This window comes from Bifidobacterium oedipodis (assembly GCF_012932425.1).
Classification (GTDB): domain Bacteria; phylum Actinomycetota; class Actinomycetes; order Actinomycetales; family Bifidobacteriaceae; genus Bifidobacterium; species Bifidobacterium oedipodis.
Genome location: NZ_JAAIII010000007.1, coordinates 1 through 17,806, shown reverse-complemented (window position 1 = coordinate 17,806; position 17,806 = coordinate 1). Strand labels below are relative to the sequence as shown.

Sequence of the window (17,806 nt, the reverse complement as noted above, 5' to 3'; positions counted from 1 at the left end):
CGTCCCAAATTTGGGAAGGCCCGTCCCGAACCTGGGAAAGAGGCCAACCCTGGCGGCCCAAACCGCCAGTTATTGGCCACCATCACCCGCTTCCGCCTCTCCACACCTAGAATGGCACCGTTGTCACTTACCGAGGAGAAGAAACAGGGCTTATGAGCAATCACATCTCCACCACGCCCAAGGACACCGACGATGTGCCGGTGCCTGCGACGTTGCGCAAGTCATTGAAGAACCGCCATATCCAGTTGATCGCACTGGGCGGCGCTATCGGCACCGGCCTGTTCTACGGCTCCAGCGAATCCATCGCATTGGCCGGCCCGTCCATTCTGCTGGCCTACCTGATCGGCGGCCTAGCGATCTTCATGATCGTGCGCGCACTGTCTGAAATGTCGGTCGAGGACCCGAAGGCCGGCGCATTCAGCTACTACGCCACCCGCTACTGGTCGAAGCGCGCCGGATTCATCTCCGGCTGGAACTACTGGTTCAACTACATTCTCGTGTCGATGGTGGAATTGGCCGTGGTCGGCAGCTTTGTGAACTACTGGTTCCCGGCCATCCCCACCTGGGTGTCGGCGGCTGTGTTCCTAGTGGCTATCACGCTGGCCAATCTGTTGGGCGTCAGCAAGTTCGGCGAATTCGAATTCTGGTTCGCCATCATCAAAATCGTGGCTGTGATCGCGATGATCCTCGGCGGCATCGCCGTGCTGATCTTCGCCCTGCCGACCGCTTCCGGTGCCAAGGCGAGCTTCGTCAACTGGTTCAACGATGGCGGCTTCTTCCCGAACGGACTGATGACCCATAACTCCGACGGCTCCTGGTCCGGCCTGCTTATGGCGTTGGTCGTGGTGATGTTCAGCTTCGGCGGCACCGAACTCATCGGCATCACGGCCGGCGAAACCGCCGATCCGCGCACCACAATCCCGCGCGCCACCAACGACATCATCTGGCGTATTCTCGTGTTCTACATCGGCGCGCTGGGTGTGATCATGGCCGTGGTGCCGTGGCGCTCCATCGACGGCCAATCCAGCCCGTTCGTGCAGATCTTCGACTCGGTGGGCGTGCATGCGGCCGCCGGCATTCTGAACTTCGTCTGCCTCACCGCAGTGATGAGCGTGTACAACTCCGGCCTGTACGCCAACTCGCGCATGCTGTACTCGTTGGCCAAGCAGGGCAATGCGCCCGCATTCCTCGGTCGTCTCAACTCCCGTGGCGTGCCGGTGGCGGGCGTGCTGGTTTCCGCCGCCATCACCGTACTGGCCGTGGTCGTTGTGTTCGTCTGGCCGGATTTCGCATTCAACTATCTGATGTCCATCGCTACCATTGCCGGCATCATCAACTGGACGATGATTATGATCGCCGAAATGCACTTCCGTAAGGTGGTCGCCGCCGGCGACTCCCCCGCTGATTCGGCGTTGGCCGGCAAGTCAGGGCAGGAAGCGTTGGATGCGATCCACTTCAAGCTGCCGTTCGCCAAGGTGACCCCGTGGGTGGTGCTCGCTTTCCTCGCGCTGGTTGTGGTGCTGATGTGCTTCTCCGCCGGCTACCGCGTGGCTGTGATCGCCGGCATCATCTGGCTGGCAATTCTGTTCGCCGCCTACGCTTTGACCCAGAATCGCAAGCACTAGTCAGCAAATCAACAAGTCAATCAACCGAATGCCGTCTGCGGCAGGGAGCAACACAGAACTTCCCGCCGCAGACGGCATTCGCCGTATTCATGGGCATTTCCACAACACACACCAGCACAACCGTACAACCGCACCATTTCGCCGGCACAAGCGATAACGCTCCGCGCGGAAATATCGCCAATATCGCTATCACAGCGCACAATAGTGAAGGAACATAACTTGAATGAGCCCGACCGCCGGGCCCTTTTCTGCAACCCAAGGAGCGACACTGATGTTTATCCCGAAGTATTACGAGGATTTGGGCACGCTGCATGTCGGCACCGAACCCAACCGCGCCTATTATGTGCCGGCCAGCCAGCCGACCGAAACGATCGGCGAGCATCGAACCGATTCCGATCGATTCCACCTGCTCAATGGCGAATGGGATTTCCGCTATTACCCCTCCATCTGGGACCTGGACGCTGAAGTAACGCGTGCTCAGGCCGCCCACGATCCCACATTCTTCGAACAGGGCTTCAACGCCAGCCCCTCCGCCGGCTTCACCCAAGTCCAAGTGCCTGGCGTGTGGCAAAACTACGGGGTGGACGGCCATCAGTACACGAACGTCAACTATCCGTTCCCACTTGACCCGCCGCATGTGCCGCAGGATAATCCCTGTGCCGTGTATCTCACCGACTTCGAATACGAGCCCGACCCCGAAGCTCCGCGCACGTTCTTGAATTTCGAAGGCGTCGATTCCTGCCTGTACGTCTGGCTGAACGGCCAGTTCGTCGGCTATTCGCAGGTTTCCCACACCACTACCGAGTTTGAAGTCACCGATCTGTTGGAGGAGGGCGAGAACACGCTCGCCGTACTCGTGCTCAAATGGTGCGATGGCAGCTATTTGGAGGATCAGGACAAGTTCCGTATGTCCGGCATCTTCCGCGACGTGTATCTTGTGGCCCGCCCGGAACATGCGATTCGTGATTTCTTTGTGCATACAACGCTGCACTGGGAGGATGATGCGGCGGCGAGCGCCGACGTCGCGCTTGACCTTGCCTTCTTCGACCATAAGGCGACCGAAGTCACGGCCACCCTGTTCGATGCCGCGGGCAACGCTGTGGACTCCACTGCCATCACTCCCGCCGACGTCGCCCTCTTCGGCGGCAATGCCGCTGACGCTGACACCACCTTCCCCATATGGGACGGCACGCTGTCGCTGCATATCGACGCCCCGCAACTGTGGACTCCGGAAACGCCGTATCTGTATACGCTGGTGCTTCAGACCGCGCACGAATCCATTATTCAGCTGATCGGAGTGCGTGAGATCCGCAAGGTCGCCACCACTGACGCGTATGGCCACACACGTGAGGTGATCGAGCTGAACCGTCACACCTTCACCATCCATGGCGTCAACCGGCATGATTCCGATCCGGTAACCGGTCCGGTGATCAGCCAGGCGCAGATTATGGCCGATCTGACGTTGATGAAGCAGCATAACGTCAATGGCATCCGCACCAGCCACTATCCGAACGCCCCACATTTCTATGACTTGTACGATCTGATGGGCTTCTACGTCATTGCCGAGGCTGATAACGAAAGCCACGGCTGCGATGCGTTCTATGGCGACAGGTCCGAAGCCAATCTGGCGAAGGAGCAGTGGAACGATCGCATTGCCGACAATCCCGACTGGATTGAGGCCACTGTGGATCGCACGCAGCGCTCGGTGGAGCGCGACAAGAACCATGCCAGCATCCTGATGTGGTCCATGGGCAACGAATGTTCCTACGGCTGCACGTTCGAGGAGGCGCTTAGGTGGACTAAGCAGTTCGATCCGAGCCGTCTAACCCATTACGAATCCTCGGTGCATGCTTCCGAGCGTCGCATCCGCCAAGCGGCCGATCCCGCTATCGCAGCACTTGCGCCTGCAGATGGCGAGGCGTTCTACAACGCCGTGCGCGCATCCTATGATTTCTCCAATCTCGATGTGTATTCACGCATGTATCCGACGTTGCAGGAGATTGAGGATTACTTCTCCGATCATGATCCGCTGGGCAATCCCTATCACACCGGTGATAATGGCGACAACGGCATCAAACCGTATGTGTTGTGCGAGTTCTGCCATGCCATGGGCAATGGCCCGGGCGATTTGGAGGATTATTTCGAGGCGATCCAACGCCATCCCAGCCTGGTCGGCGGCTATATCTGGGAATGGTGCGATCATGCCATCGATCGCGGCACCAATGCGGCCGGCCGGCACGAATACGCCTATGGCGGCGATTCCGGCGAATATCCGCACGATGGCAATTTCTGCATGGACGGTTTGGTGTACCCCGATCGCACGCCGCATACCGGACTTGCCGAGTTCAAGAACGTGTATCGTCCGGCACGCGTGGTCGGCGGCGTGCAGCGCGTCGTGTTCGCTTCGGCTGAACAATTGGCTGAACAAACCGAAGAGCAGGGGTTTGCCGTCACCTTGCATAACTATCTCGATGTCTCCGCATTGGGCCAAGTGGCGACATTGATGTGGGAGCTGTATGTCGACGGCGAGCTTGTTTCGTACTATTTGTTCGACGAGTCCGATCAGGAACAGCTGAATGCCATCGCACCGCACGGCGAGGCCACGGTGCTGCTGCCCGGTCTGGATCTGCCCGAGGATCTGCATGGTCGCGTCGCGCTGGTGGTGCGTTATCTGACGCCGCAGGCCGTCGTCAACCCTGTGGATGGCAGCGAGTTGTTGCCCGAACTGTTCGAGCTTGGCTTCGATGAGATTCCGATTGATACGGGCGACGACCGCAATCGCACCGCTGTGGCCCGGCAGGAGTCGCTGCGAGTGCCGACCATGGAAAAGCAATTCGCCGATTCGCCGTTCGCCATTCATGTGCGCGAGCAGGGGCCGATGCTGCTCGTCGAAAACGCACTGTTCCGTTACGCTTTGGATCAGCGCACCGGATTGTTTGCCGAGATGACGCTGAACAATCGCAGCCTGCTCAGCCGGCCGATGCAGGTCACCGTTTGGCGAGCACCCACCGATAACGACCGGAACATCAAGCATAGTTGGCTCGCCGCTCGCTACGATCACGCCACCGCTCGCGCCTACGACGTCACCGTGCAGGACAGTGCTGCTGTCGATAATGACAATATGGATGGCGCCGTCACTATCCATGCCACGATGGCGCTGGTCGCCCCCGTCGTTCAGCCAATCGCCCGGATCGACACGTTGTGGACCATTCACCCCTCCGGTGCCGTGGAGCTGAACATGGACGTCACACGCGATCCAAGCTTCCCGTTCCTGCCGCGCCTCGGTATCGAGCTCACGCTGCCCGAAACCATGAACCGAGTGCAATACTGCGGTCTCGGCCCGCTGGAAAGTTATCCCGACAAACGCCGTGCCTCGTGGCATGGCGTGTTCGAGAGCACGGTGAACGCCGAGTTTGAGCCGTATATCAAGCCACAGGAGAACGGCAACCACCATGATTGCGATTGGGCCAACATCGTCGGCGACGAAATTGCCTTGCACATCTATGCCGGCGAGCGCGATACCACCAATGCAACCAACACAGCCAACGCGGCCGATACAGCCGATATGACACCGTCGCTGGTTACCTTCGATTTCCAGGCTCTGCCGTATTCGGCGGCCGAGCTGACGAAGGCGCAGCATAATGCCGAGCTTGCCGACTCCCACGCCACTACGGTGTTCGTGGGTCTTCAGTCCGGCATCGGCTCGAACAGTTGCGGACCGGAGCTTGGCGAACAGTATCGGCTGGATGACGAACGGTTTGCGCTGCGTCTAACTTTCGCGCCTGAGGCACAATAGTCGGCCAACGGTGCGGCAAGCAATCAAACATCCAACAGCAAGCCCCACAGTCATGCCATGAGCTGATAAGCGCAGCCGATGGCATGACTGTGGGTACACTAGGAATGCGAACGTATGCATGCAAGGAGGCGACCGCCATGAACACCAGTGACATCCATGATGTGGCCAAGGCGGCCGGCGTATCCATTTCCACGGTATCGCGCGCGTTCACTCGCCCTGATCTGGTCAAGAAATCCACCCGCGACAAGGTGCTGCAAGCCGCCGATAAACTCAACTTCAACATCTCACGTTCGGCAGGCACCCTGAAAACCGGCCGCACGAACCGCGTGGCGCTGCTGATGAACGAGGAAATCACCAGTTGGTTCAACGCACATGTATTCGCCGGATTGGAATCCGTGCTGCACGATGCCGGCTACGACATCTCCCTGTATCAGCACATCGACACAGCCTCCACAAGACGCGATTTCTTCACCACCCTGCCGGTGCGACGCAATGTCGACGCCGTATTCGTAGCGTCCTTTGCCGTTGACCCCGAGGAGGCCGCACAGCTCAAGCGCATCAACGTGCCGATTATCGGCATCAATATCCCCAAAACGGATAGCTTCGACGCATCGGTGAGCATCGACGACGAAGCCGGCATGCGCACCGCTGCCCAACATCTGATTGCCTTGGGGCACCGCCATATCGTCTACGCATGCTCGGCGGCCAGCGACACCATTGATGCCAGCATCGACGCCCGCGGACGTGGTTTCATCAACGCCTGCGAGGATGCCCAGCGGGCAGGCCGCGATATTCAATGGCAGGTGCTGACGGTTCCTCGCGGCAGTGATATCGCCGATTCCGCGTTGGCCGCCTTACTGTCGCTGCCGGAATTCCCGGACGCCATCTGCTGTCAGATGGATATGATTGCCATTCCGCTGGTGATGAAGTTGCAGCGCTATGGACACATCACCCCGCGCGATTATTCGATTATTGGCTTCGATGATAGCCACTATGCCGACACCGCCAACCTGACCACCATGCGCCAGGATCCTTGGGCCATGGGTGCGGCGGCCGCGCGCAAGGCCCTGAAGCTGATTGATGGCGAACCGTTGGACGAGGCGCACACGGTGCTGCGCCCGCAGCTCACGCTGCGTGGCACCGATGCGCCTTTCGTCCCGCAATCCTAGACGGCTCAGGACAGCTCAAGACAGCTCAAGACCCCTGCGGCCAAAGCCCTAACCATCCGTGGACCTTGGCCGCATCAGAATCAGAATCCCTAGCCGATTAGATTCCAGCTACCGATATGGCTTACCGCAACTGCCATATCGCAACGCTCTGGGCACCCATGGTCACTGCGCCGGAAGCCACATGATATTCGCCAAGCGACACCAGCACATCACCAATCACCCCGCAGCTGCCAGGCAAAGCGAAATCTTCCTCGCCAACTCCAGGATTGACCGCCACCAGCACCCGTTCGCCGGATGCTGCATCAACACGTTCGAAGGCAAACAGCCGCCCATGTTCGGGTGCCGCGATCACATGCAGCGCAGCACGCGCACGCAATGCGGAGCATCCAGCTCGCACATTCAGCACAGTGCGCACCCAGTTGAGCAGCGAGGTAGGATCCGCGCTCTGCTCGGCGACGGTCGGCGCATCTTCGGCCGGGTCAACAGGCAGATACAGCTCTTGCGCCGCTGCTGAAGAGAAGCCCAGATTGGCGGTTCTATCCCATTGCATTGGCGTGCGCGAACCCGTGCGCACATATCCGCCTTCCTTGGTGGGCAACGGCCGGTATCGCATGCCGATTTCGTCGCCGTAATACAGGAATGGCGCTCCCGGCAGCGTGAATAACGTCGCGTAGGCGAGTTTGAGTTCGCGTGATGTCAGCCGTTGCGCCGTGCGCAGTGTGTCATGATTGCAGGTGATGAGGTCGAAACAGCCGCCGGCATGTTCCGCTTCGGCCAAGCGCGGCAGGTATTCATCCAAGAACGGTCGAATCGACGCGCCGCCGTCGGCATGGAAATAGCTGGCGTCGCCCTCACGCTCCAGTGGGGTGTCGGTATTGCGCAGCAGCAGGTTGTATCCGTTCGGATAACCGCCCCAACGCCAGTCCAGATAAAAGTCCATGTCGAAACCGGCAGCCATGGATTCAGCCGGACGTCCCCATTCAGACACGAATACGGCTTGCGGGAATTGCGGCCTGATATGGGCGAATATCCACTGCCATGTACGGATGGTGTAGGGCTTGCCATCCTCGTCATGTTTGACCAGACTATCGGCCATATCCACACGGAACCCATCCGCGCCAGCTTCAAGCCAAAATCGCATTACATCCAGCAGTGCCTCACAGGTGGCGAGCGCATCAGGGCCAAGCGCAGGCTTCTGCCATGCTGTATTGGGATGTGCAAAACCATAGTTCAGCGCCGGCTGGCATTTGAAGAAATTCAGCACATAGGTGCCATCGCGCTCGGCTTCGCCACCGATGAAGGGCAATCCGTCGCCGCCGGAAATCCAACAATCCGTCCAGATGTAGCGCTCGGATACGTTCTCGCCGCCGGCAAACCGTTCAGCTGGCTCCGCCTGGCAGCTGGCACGGAACCACTCATGCTCTTCGCTGGTATGACCGGGCACAAGATCGAGCAGCACATGCATGCCGCGCTCATGCGCTGCGCGGAACAGGTCAACAAGATCCTCGTTGGTGCCATATCGAGGCGCGACCTTCTTGTAGTCGCGCACATCGTAACCGGCGTCCTTGAACGGAGAATCATAACAGGGGTTGATCCACAGGGCGTTGCAGCCAAGGCTGCGAACGTAATCAAGATGTGCGATGATGCCGGGAATGTCGCCGATGCCGTCGCCGTTGGAATCGGCGAAGCTTTGCGGATAGATTTCGTAGAACCGCGCATCATCTAGCCATTGCGGACGCCCGAACGCGTCGCAGCTTCCCGCATCACAGTCTCGGCCAGCACCACCGGCACAGCCAGTACCGCTGTCAGCACCGGCCGCAACAGGCCTCATCGCCCCATTTGTATGGTCCATATCATCCTCGGTTTCTCGAACATCACTGTAGGCACTACCAGTATACTCACACCAATACTTTTTGCGAACGCTGTCAAAAATAATGAATCAAGTTCATGGTCAAAACAGTCTAAATCCCAGTATTTTCAATACTCAACACACCTTCAATGCTGATTTGCATACGTTCGCAAAATAGCGATACACTATGTCCATCAATCCGGTTTTGCGCGCGGCAGTCATCACGCGCAGTCGCAGACGACGAACCGGTGCGGAAGAAAGGAAATCAATGATGATTGCACGATGGAAATCCATCCTCGCAGCCGTCACCACGTGTGCCTTACTGGCTTGCGGACTGTCCGCATGCGGCACTGGCAACGATGCGACGGCCGGCGACGAGGGCAAGATGACCCTCGTGGTATGGGCCTCGCAGGAGGATCAGCTCAACGAGGATTCATGGCTGCAAACCATGGAGCAGGAGTTCGCCAAACTCCATCCTGAATACGACATCACGTGGAATAATCAGGTCATCTCCTCAGCCGATGCGGCCACCATTGCCAAGCAGGATCCGACCGTGGCAGCCGATGTGTTCATGTACGCCAGCGACCAGCTGGGCACACTCAAGGAGGCGAATGCCATCGCTCGCATGAGCGACGACGCAGTCAAGCAGATCAAGGCGCAGTATAAGGGCAGTGAGTCCATGATCCAATCGGTCACCGGCGACGACGGATACCTGTACGGCGCACCGTTCGGCGGCAACACATGGTTCATGTACTACCGCAAAAAGCAAGTTCACCGAGCAGGACATCACTTCGCTGGATGCAATGCTCGCCAAAGGCAAGGTTTCGTTCCCCCTGACGAATTCCTGGTACCTGCCGGCCTTCTATATGGGCGCGGGCGGCACATTGTTCGGCGAAGACGGCACCGATGGTGACGCTGGCGTGCAGTTCGGCGGCGATATCGGCGAAGCCGTAACCGATTATCTGGTGGATCTGCGCAACAATCCGAACTTCGTCAACGACACCAACGGCTCCGGCCTGGCCGGACTCAAGTCCGGCGCGGTGGATGTGGTGTTCTCCGGCTCATGGGATGAACCGACGGTCAAGGAGAATCTCAACGGCGATTATGGCGTGGCAGCCCTGCCGACCTTCAACCTGAATGGCACACCCGCACCGATGAAGTCCTTCGCAGGCTCCACCGTGGTCGCTTGGAATCCGTACACCAAGCATGCCAAGGCAGCCGATCAGCTGGCCGCATTCCTCGCCAGCACCGAATCGCAAAAGGCGCATTATGAGATGCGTGGAACCGTGCCGTCCGATATGACGCTCGCCTCCGAGCCGGAAATCGCCAACAATCCGGTGGCCAAGGCACAGCTTGACACCATCGCACGCACCTCCGTGGTGCAACCGTCCATCCCCGAGATGGCGAACTTCTGGGGACCGTGCGAAAACTTCGGCAAATCCATCCTCGGCAACGAGGTCAATCACAATAACGCGCGCGAGCTGACCGACAAGTGGATGGCGTCCTACGCCAGCCTGATGTAGGCAGCCTACAGCAGAAAGAGTTCCCATTATGGAAGCAACAACCAGCGCGCGCCTCAATCGGCGCGGCCTCATCCGCCGCAAGGCGGACTACATTCCGCCGTCGCGATACACCTTGCGCGCGGCTCTCGCCAACGGCGACGCCATGACCCGTCTGTCGTTCCTTATTCTGGGCGCAGGCAACATCGCCCGCAAGCAGATCATCAAGGGATTACTGTTCCTCGCCGTCGAAATCGCATACATCGCCTTTATGGTCACGTCGGGCGCGGCCAATCTCGCGATGATCCCCTCACTGGGCTGGCGCAAGCAGACCGTGGAGAAAATCGACGGATACTGGCATTACATTCCCGGCGACAATTCGGTGATCATACTGCTCTACGGCGTGGCCACGATATTCATCACCCTGCTGTTCGTCGTATTCTGGGCATATGCGGTGCGTTCCGCCTACAAGGCGCAATTGCTCGCCGCAGAAACCGGCACTGCACCAACCCTCGCGCAGGACTGGCACAACATCACCGACCGCCAGGCCCAGGTCTCGCTGATGGCATTGCCTGTGCTCGGCATTCTCATCTTCTCGATTCTGCCGACCGTCTTCATGATGTGCATGGCATTCACCAACTATGATGCCGACCATGTGCTGCTGTTCGACTGGGTGGGCTTCACGAACTTCGGCCAATTGTTCAGCGCCGACGGCGCGGTCAACGCCAGTCTGTTCGTCGAAGTGCTGGTCTGGACCTTGGTGTGGGCGTTCTTCGCCACCTTCCTGAACTTCTTCTTCGGCCTGTTCCTTGCGATGATCATCAACCGCGCCACCACCCGTTTCAAGGGATTCTGGCGCGCGATCTTCTCGCTGTCGATCGCGGTGCCGCAGTTCGTCTCCCTGCTGATCATCAACCAGATGCTGCAGCCGGAGGGTGCCATCAACCGTCTGCTGATGAGCTGGGGTTGGATCGACCAGGCGTTGCCGTTCTTCACCGACGCCACATGGGCTCGCGTGACCGTCATTATCGTGAACCTGTGGATCGGCATCCCGTTCACGATTATGCAGATCACCGGCATCCTGCAGAACATCCCAGCCGAACAGTACGAGGCTGCACGCATCGACGGTGCAAACTGGTGGCAGACCTTCACCAGAATCACCATGCCGTATCTGGTGTTTGTGCTCACCCCATACCTCATCACCACGTTCACCGGCAATGTGAACAACTTCAACGTGATCTACCTGCTGTCCGGCGGCAATCCGACGCCTGTGGGCGCCACCGCCGGCAAAACGGACCTGTTGATCACCTGGCTGTACAAACTCACCGTCGATAAGGGTGATTACAACCTCGGCGCCGTCATCGGTATCTTCACGTTCATCACCCTGGCGATCGTCTCGCTGATCACCTATCGTTCCAGCGCATCCTACAAGGACGAAGGAGGCTTCCGATGAGCCATACCATGCAAGCCGCATCTGTGGATTCCGGCACAATCCCGTTTATGCGCGACCAGCGCAAGCGCCGTATCGTCGGCGATATCCTCTCCCACCTGCTGTTGGCTGTTCTCGCCGTCATCTGGGTGATTCCGATTGTCTGGGTGGTGCTGGAGAGCTTCAACAAGAACACCGGCCCGTACAACGAGACGTTCTTCCCGACGGAATACACACTCGACAACTACGTGCAGCTGTTCACCGACAAGCATGTGCTCGACTTCCCCGCGATGTTCATGCGCACGCTGGTCATCGCCATGATCGTGTGCGCGATCAACGTGTTCTTCGTGCTGTGCGTGGCGTTCTGCATGAGCCGTCTGCGTTTCCGCTTCCGCAAGAGCTTCATGAACGTGGTGCTGGTTATGGGCATGTTCCCCGGCATTATGTCGGTGGTTGCGATCTACTTCATCCTCAAGGCCATGGGCCTGACGCAGGGCATTGGCGTCACCATCGCGCTGATTCTGGTCTATTCGGCCGGCGCGGGCGCAGGCTTCTATGTGATGAAGGGTTATATGGACACCATCCCGATGTCGCTGGATGAGGCTGCATATCTTGATGGCTGCACCCGCTGGCAGGTGTTCACCAAGATCACGATTCCGGTGTGTAAGCCGATGCTGGTCTATCAGGCGCTGACCGCGTTCCTAGGCCCGTGGCTCGACTTCGTGATGGCCAAGGCCATCTGCCGCACGCAGGATAATTACACGGTGGCGTTGGGACTGTATCAGATGCTGTCGCGCGAATACCTCAACGTCTGGTTCGCCCGCTTCGCCGCTGCCGCCGTAATCATCTCCATCCCCATCGCCATCCTCTTCATAGTCATGCAAAAGTACTATCAGGAGTCAATGTCCGGTGCTGTCAAGGGCTAACAGCCCGACTGGGAGAGCCTAACAGGCTCTCCCATAGGCACCGCCAAACACCCGCCCCACACGTGAAAGGAACAACCGTGTCCGACCAAATCCACGCGCTCTCCCTCGCCGAGCAGACCCCGGCCGAACGCGCCTGCGCATGTCCCGACTATCCGGTGTACACCGACGATGATCTCGGCGCATTCCCGGACGATAAAGGCACCACGTTCCGCGTGTGGGCACCCACTGCCGCCGGCGTGACCTTGCGCCTGTTCGCCACCGGCAGTGCCGATGAGTGCACTGAGGCACAGGAATGCCATGAACTCACGCCTGGCGCCCAGGGCACATGGCTGGTGCGCTGCGACGGCATCGGACACGGCGTCTACTACGACTACTTGGTTCGTTTTGCCGATGGCAGCACGCATCGCACAGCTGATCCGTGGGCGCGCGCCGCCGGCGTCAACGGCCGCCGATCCATGGTGGTGGATCTGGCGCTCACCAATCCGCAGGGTTGGTCGCAGGATCACCGCCCGCATATCGCCAGCCATGAACTGGCAATATGGGAAACCCATATCGGCGATTTCAGCAACGACCCACATTCCGGCATCCCCGCCGAACATCGCGGCACCTACCTCGCATTCACCCACAATGACACCAGTGTGGATAGCAAAGGCACCTTCCCCACCTGCATGGCCTACCTCAAGCATCTGGGCGTCACCGCCGTGCAGCTGCTGCCGTTCTACGACTATGGTTCAGTGGATGAATCCGTGCCGCTTGGCTCCCCCAATCGCACTTTCAACTGGGGCTATGATCCGCTCAACTACAATGTGCCCGAAGGTTCATATTCCACCGATCCATTCGATGGCGCGGTTCGCATCCGCGAATGCAAGCAGATGATTCAGGCCTTGCACGCCGCAGGAATCGCCGTGATCATGGATGTGGTATACAACCACATGTTCTCCACCGACAATTGGTTCGAACGCATGATTCCCGGCTATGCGCTGCGCAGGCGCGAGGACGGCAGCTTCGCCGACGGTTCGGCCTGCACGAATGATGTGGCCAGTGAACACCCGATGATGCGCCAATACATCGTCGATTCGGTAACCTATTGGGCGCGCGAATACCATATCGATGGTTTTCGCTTCGACCTCATGGGTCTGATTGACGTGGACACGATGAACGCGATCCGTGATTCGCTGGACGCCCTGCCCGGCGGCGCTTCGATTCTTATGCACGGGGAACCATGGTCGGCGCGACAAACCGCACTTGACCCGGCTAGCAACACGATTCTGGCCGACAAACGCGCGCTGAGCCGGCTCAGTCCGCATATCGGCGCGTTCTGTGATTCGACGCGCGACGCGGTACGCGGTCACGTGTTCTATCAATGGGTGCCAGGCTATCTGACCGGAGCGGCCGACGATTATGCCAACGATATTCGCAACGCCGTCAACGCCTGGCGTGGCACACCGCGCGAAACAGCCAGCGTGGGTCAGGTGATTCAATATGTTTCCGCCCATGATGATCTGACACTGTGGGACAAAATGTGCGCTGCGACCCGTCGTATGCCTCTGGATAGTGATTATGAGGCTTCAGGGGATGGTTGCGCCGATCTGCTGAACGCGAATATGCTGGCCGCCGGAATCGTATTCGGCTCGGCCGGCGTACCGTTCATGCTTGCCGGCGAGGAATTCGCCCGCACCAAGAGGGGCGTTTCTGACTCATTCAGCAGTCCTGCCGAGCTCAATCAACTTGATTGGCGCCGCGCCGAGCGTCTTTCCACGCTGGTGGATCACTATCGCACGCTGATTCGTGTGCGCCGTAGCAATCCGGCATATTTCGGTGGACATCGCATGGTGGTGCCACGTCAGGATGCAGCAGTGGTGTTCCGCGTCGGCAACGATTGCATAGCCATTAATCCCACCGACGAATCGTTGTGGCAGTCCACGGAACCACTGGAGGTCACCGGCCCATACGATGAGGTGTCACAAATCGCTCCCAACGGCTGGACGTGCGCCTACTATGCGGGTGCCGAAATGACGCGTCCCGCTGCTGCGACCAACCGTCAAATGGCGCTGCCTGCGCATAGTTTCGCCATCTGGCGTCGTCAATAGTCAATAGCCAAGAACTAAAGCAGCCCGAAAGGATCGCCATGAATCGCACCGCGCATCAGCCTGCACGCGGGCTATCCAATCTCCGTCTCAAAATCATCGGTATTGTGCTGACGGTGCTATCCTGCGTTAGCGGTGTGATCTTCCCCGCTGGAATAAACATTGCCGCACAAGACGTGAGCATGTCCGATCTGACCGCCGCCGTCATTTGTGAAGCGATGTCTTGGATAGCGGTGCCCATTTATGCCTGGCTGCTGGTGGACGGCTACCGACACACACGCAGCATACCGGCATATGCCATGCGTTTGCTGGCATTGGCTGTTATTGCCGAAGTACCTTACGATCTGGCGACCACGGGCACACCTTTGGATTGGGGCTCGCAGAACCCGGTGTTTGCGCTATTCATCGCCGTCATCGCGTTGGCGCTGATCGATGCATTCGCCGATCGTACGCGAGCTGTGCGCATGGTCATAGGCGCGATTGTTGTCGCGGCAGCTCTGGCATGGATGGTGCTGGGGCATATCGGACTGCGGCAGCAGATTATGAATACAGGCGTGCTGCTGCTGCTGATTCTGGTATTGGTGTTCCGCTATATGGCCGCGCGCGAGAACACAATGATGATGGTTGCAGCCGCATGCAGTGCCTTGTTCTGCGTCCTCCCCGCCTTCGGCGTCGCGCTGCTGCATTACCGCAATGGCAACCTCGGGTACAACCGCACGGCAGCACCGTGGGTACAGTGGCTGTTCTATGCCTTGTACCCTGCGGTATTGCTGCTATTTGCCATACTGTAGTTGGCCGTAGTGCAGTAGCTGTTTTAAGCGCTGCAGACGCTCGTTCAGGCGTTCCAGCGTTCGATAACGTGATCGCCTTTATAGGTGCTTAGCACACAATAATGAGCGGTGTCCAAGCGCAGCTTGCGGGCGAATAGCGGATCGACATCCAGCCACTGTGTGGTCAGAATGCGCAGAATATGCGCATGAGCCACCAACAGCACATTGTGGCCGGCATCAAGCAACGGCATAATCTCGTCAATGGCGTTCTTCGCCCTGGCAGCTGCCTCTTCCAGCGTTTCACCGGCGCCAGCGTGCACACTGACGGTTTCACCACTGGGCAACGTTTCCTCCCAATCGCCTTCCAATGATTCGGCAAGCGCACGAGGACCATCGCGCCACACGTCCCATGCGAATCCGCTGACTTCGCTCACTTGCTGTCGGGTGCGGCCCTCCGCACGGCCATAATCCCATTCAGCGATGCCATCAAGTGTGTTCGGGTGGGTAAAACCTGCCAAGGCTGCCGTCTGTTGGGCGCGGCGCAACGGACTGGCGAACACGCAGTCGCTTTCGAATCCTTCGGGGAACGCCTCACGCAAACGTTCACCGGCGGCCACCGCCTGCTGCTCACCGACAGCGGTCAAAGGAATATTCGTGCGCCCGGTATGTTGCCCGGATTCGCTCCATGCGGTTTGTCCATGGCGCAGCAGCACCAAGTAGCCAGCGTCACCTTGCTTTGTCTCAACGGCCACAGTGCCGTCCGTATTCTGATCGCTCATGCCTCCACTCTACTGGGTATTCGCCCTATTCCCGCACGCGTCGCCATCATTTGGCGAAAACGGAGCATTACACTGGTAGCTATGACTGACGAGCACGCCTCCATGCCTTTCGACCACCAGCCGGCTCATGCGTCTGTGCGCACTGACACCGTCAACTCCGGCACGTCTGCGGCCGACAGCGCCGTGGATGCTTTGCACCGTATCGATGAAAAGGTGAATGCCTTGCGCGACCAACGACTCAATGATCCCGAAACTTTGGGAGATAAAATCCTAAAATTCGCCCTGCCTTCCTTGACTGGGCTGATTGCCGGCAAACTGTTCCAAACGCTATGGAACAAGGGCGTCTCCCGCCGCAATCTGCGGCGTGGCCTCGCTGCTGACGCACAGCAGGGTTTCGCTATGACATTGGCATTCGCCGCAGCTTCTGCGGCGCTTGGTGCCGTGGTTTCACAGCTTTCCGACCGTGGTTCGCAAGCACTGGTGAACCGACGCCATCAGCCCAAGCGATAGTCGTTATAGTTCTTGCCATGCTTCGTAGTGGTGAGCCATCGGCGAAGCGCTCTTTTTTCATTGGTTGAATCATGCGACAATACAAACATGGTTACTAATACAACTATTGAAGCACTATTGAACCGTCGCTCGATTCGCGCATTCAAGAATGAGTCCATCGATGCCGACACCATCGACGCGTTGGAAAGCGTTGCACAGCACGCTGCTTCCAGCCAGTATCTGAATGATTGGTCTGCGATCCGCATCAAGGACCAAGCACTGAAGGATCGTATGGCTGCCATTGGCGGCCAGCCGTATATCGCTACCGCGCCTTTGCTGTATGTGTTTGTGGCCGACGAGCATCGCAATGCCATGATTGCCGAGGCCAAGGGTGTTTCCACCCAGCCGGAGGAGTATGGTCTGGCCTCCAGCTACCGTTTCACACAGGCGCACAACGACGCTGTACTGGCCTTGCACGCTATGGAAACAGCCGCCTATTCACTGGGCTTGGGTTGCGTTATTCTCGGCTCCCTGCTCAATGATGTGGATGGTTTGGTCGAGGCCCTGCATCTGCCGCAATACACTTACCCTGTGCTGGGCCTTGCCATCGGCAAGCCTGATCAGGATCCGGCAGTGAAGCCTCGTATGCCTCGTGCTTTGCAGTTCTTCGATAACACCTACCCTGCTGATGATGCCGCCAAAGCAGCAATGCAAAGCGAGATTGCTGATTTTGATGCCACTGTGCATCAGTATTACGATCTGCGCCAGGCTGACCGTCCTGTGGACGCGTTTAGTGATCAGATTGCGCACCTCGCTGCCCAGCAGATGGATGAGGCGCACCAGGTGCTACCGCATGCCCATGCGCAGGGGTTCCGTTTGTAGCGATGACCTGTTCTATTGGATTCTCGTTGAATCTGAATAGCTACCGATAACTACCGGCGACGAGGCTTATAGCCTTTCTTGCGGCTATGTGGCTTCAATTCCTGATTCAGCGGCACATACCGGTAGGCAGCGCTGGGATCTCGATGAGTGAGATGCCAGCTGCCGCAGAATTCACAACGATACACCCATAGCTCAGCGCCACGCTCGATCAAACTTTGATCGGCGGCCCGCTGAGCTTGGGCTTTATCGTGATACATGATTTTGTTAGAGGACGCACACCGCTTTGGCGTGAAGTAATGCATGGCTGAGCGTTCCTCTCACGTGTGTTTGTGCTGGTGTGTTTTGTGTTTGGATATGGTTGGACCCCCGGGGGCTTGAAGCCTCGTCCGGGGGTCCATTGGTGTGGGTGCGGCGGCGTGCTACTCTCCCACGCCCTGTCGGGCGCAGTACCATCGCCGTGCCAGGCCTTAGCTTCCGGGTTCGGAATGGGACCGGGCGTCTCTCCT

14 protein-coding genes and 1 rRNA gene are annotated in these 17,806 nt (G+C 58.5%); 11 read left to right on the top strand and 4 right to left on the bottom strand.

Features of this window, described 5'->3' with window-relative positions; all coding sequences use genetic code 11:
* The first annotated feature begins 152 nt into the window (after positions 1–152).
* The 3 genes from G1C95_RS10445 to G1C95_RS10435 all read left to right on the top strand — a co-directional run bounded on the left by G1C95_RS10445 (position 153) and on the right by G1C95_RS10435 (position 6,590).
* Positions 153–1,625, top strand: a complete 1,473-nt coding sequence (locus G1C95_RS10445; protein ID WP_169172895.1) for an amino acid permease — start codon at positions 153–155, stop codon at positions 1,623–1,625.
* Positions 1,626–1,896: 271 nt separating this feature from the next.
* Positions 1,897–5,421 (top strand): glycoside hydrolase family 2 TIM barrel-domain containing protein, encoded by a 3,525-nt coding sequence (locus tag G1C95_RS10440; protein WP_169172894.1) that lies wholly within the window; start codon positions 1,897–1,899, stop codon positions 5,419–5,421.
* Between the two features lie 137 nt (positions 5,422–5,558).
* A complete protein-coding gene (locus tag G1C95_RS10435) occupies positions 5,559–6,590 on the top strand; it encodes a LacI family DNA-binding transcriptional regulator (protein WP_169172893.1) in 1,032 nt (343 codons plus the stop codon).
* Between the two features lie 121 nt (positions 6,591–6,711).
* Here the strand turns inward: G1C95_RS10435 and G1C95_RS10430 are convergent, their stop codons facing one another.
* The gene (locus G1C95_RS10430; RefSeq protein ID WP_240947537.1) at positions 6,712–8,442 is read right to left on the bottom strand and encodes an alpha-amylase family glycosyl hydrolase; all 1,731 of its coding nucleotides are present in this window, start codon (positions 8,440–8,442) and stop codon (positions 6,712–6,714) included.
* Between the two features lie 265 nt (positions 8,443–8,707).
* On the opposite strand from G1C95_RS10430, the gene G1C95_RS12670 reads away from it, so the two are divergent.
* From G1C95_RS12670 to G1C95_RS10405, 6 genes are all read left to right on the top strand, one after another.
* Complete coding sequence (locus G1C95_RS12670; RefSeq protein ID WP_277348214.1) at positions 8,708–9,352, top strand: extracellular solute-binding protein; 645 nt, start codon at positions 8,708–8,710, stop codon at positions 9,350–9,352.
* A complete protein-coding gene (locus G1C95_RS10425; RefSeq protein WP_277348213.1) occupies positions 9,243–9,962 on the top strand; it encodes an extracellular solute-binding protein in 720 nt (239 codons plus the stop codon). The genes G1C95_RS12670 and G1C95_RS10425 overlap by 110 nt, the downstream gene beginning before the upstream one ends.
* A 28-nt stretch (positions 9,963–9,990) precedes the next feature.
* On the top strand, positions 9,991–11,391 hold the full coding sequence (locus G1C95_RS10420) for a carbohydrate ABC transporter permease (RefSeq protein ID WP_169172892.1): 1,401 nt from the start codon (positions 9,991–9,993) through the stop codon (positions 11,389–11,391).
* Positions 11,388–12,293: a sugar ABC transporter permease gene (locus G1C95_RS10415; RefSeq protein WP_169172891.1), complete on the top strand. Its 906-nt coding sequence runs from the start codon at positions 11,388–11,390 to the stop codon at positions 12,291–12,293. The genes G1C95_RS10420 and G1C95_RS10415 overlap by 4 nt, the downstream gene beginning before the upstream one ends.
* Before the next feature lie 77 nt (positions 12,294–12,370).
* Positions 12,371–14,383 carry a type I pullulanase gene (gene pulA, locus G1C95_RS10410; protein ID WP_169172890.1) on the top strand — a complete coding sequence of 671 codons (2,013 nt, stop codon included), beginning with the start codon at positions 12,371–12,373 and terminating at the stop codon, positions 14,381–14,383.
* A gap of 38 nt (positions 14,384–14,421) precedes the next feature.
* Positions 14,422–15,171 carry a TraX family protein gene (locus G1C95_RS10405; protein ID WP_169172889.1) on the top strand — a complete coding sequence of 250 codons (750 nt, stop codon included), beginning with the start codon at positions 14,422–14,424 and terminating at the stop codon, positions 15,169–15,171.
* Positions 15,172–15,215: 44 nt separating this feature from the next.
* On the opposite strand, the gene G1C95_RS10400 is transcribed toward G1C95_RS10405, so the two are convergent.
* Complete coding sequence (locus G1C95_RS10400; protein WP_169172888.1) at positions 15,216–15,929, bottom strand: histidine phosphatase family protein; 714 nt, start codon at positions 15,927–15,929, stop codon at positions 15,216–15,218.
* Positions 15,930–16,031: 102 nt separating this feature from the next.
* Here G1C95_RS10400 and G1C95_RS10395 point away from each other — a divergent pair, with 102 nt between their 5' ends.
* Positions 16,032–16,439 (top strand): DUF4235 domain-containing protein, encoded by a 408-nt coding sequence (locus G1C95_RS10395; RefSeq protein ID WP_169173012.1) that lies wholly within the window; start codon positions 16,032–16,034, stop codon positions 16,437–16,439.
* 87 nt (positions 16,440–16,526) lie between these two features.
* Positions 16,527–17,300, top strand: a complete 774-nt coding sequence (locus tag G1C95_RS10390) for a nitroreductase family protein (protein WP_169172887.1) — start codon at positions 16,527–16,529, stop codon at positions 17,298–17,300.
* A gap of 50 nt (positions 17,301–17,350) precedes the next feature.
* Here the strand turns inward: G1C95_RS10390 and G1C95_RS10385 are convergent, their stop codons facing one another.
* Both G1C95_RS10385 and rrf read right to left on the bottom strand, forming a co-directional pair.
* A complete protein-coding gene (locus tag G1C95_RS10385) occupies positions 17,351–17,602 on the bottom strand; it encodes a hypothetical protein (protein WP_169172886.1) in 252 nt (83 codons plus the stop codon).
* Positions 17,603–17,706: 104 nt separating this feature from the next.
* A 5S ribosomal RNA gene (gene rrf / locus G1C95_RS10380) occupies positions 17,707–17,806 on the bottom strand; the annotation flags it as partial.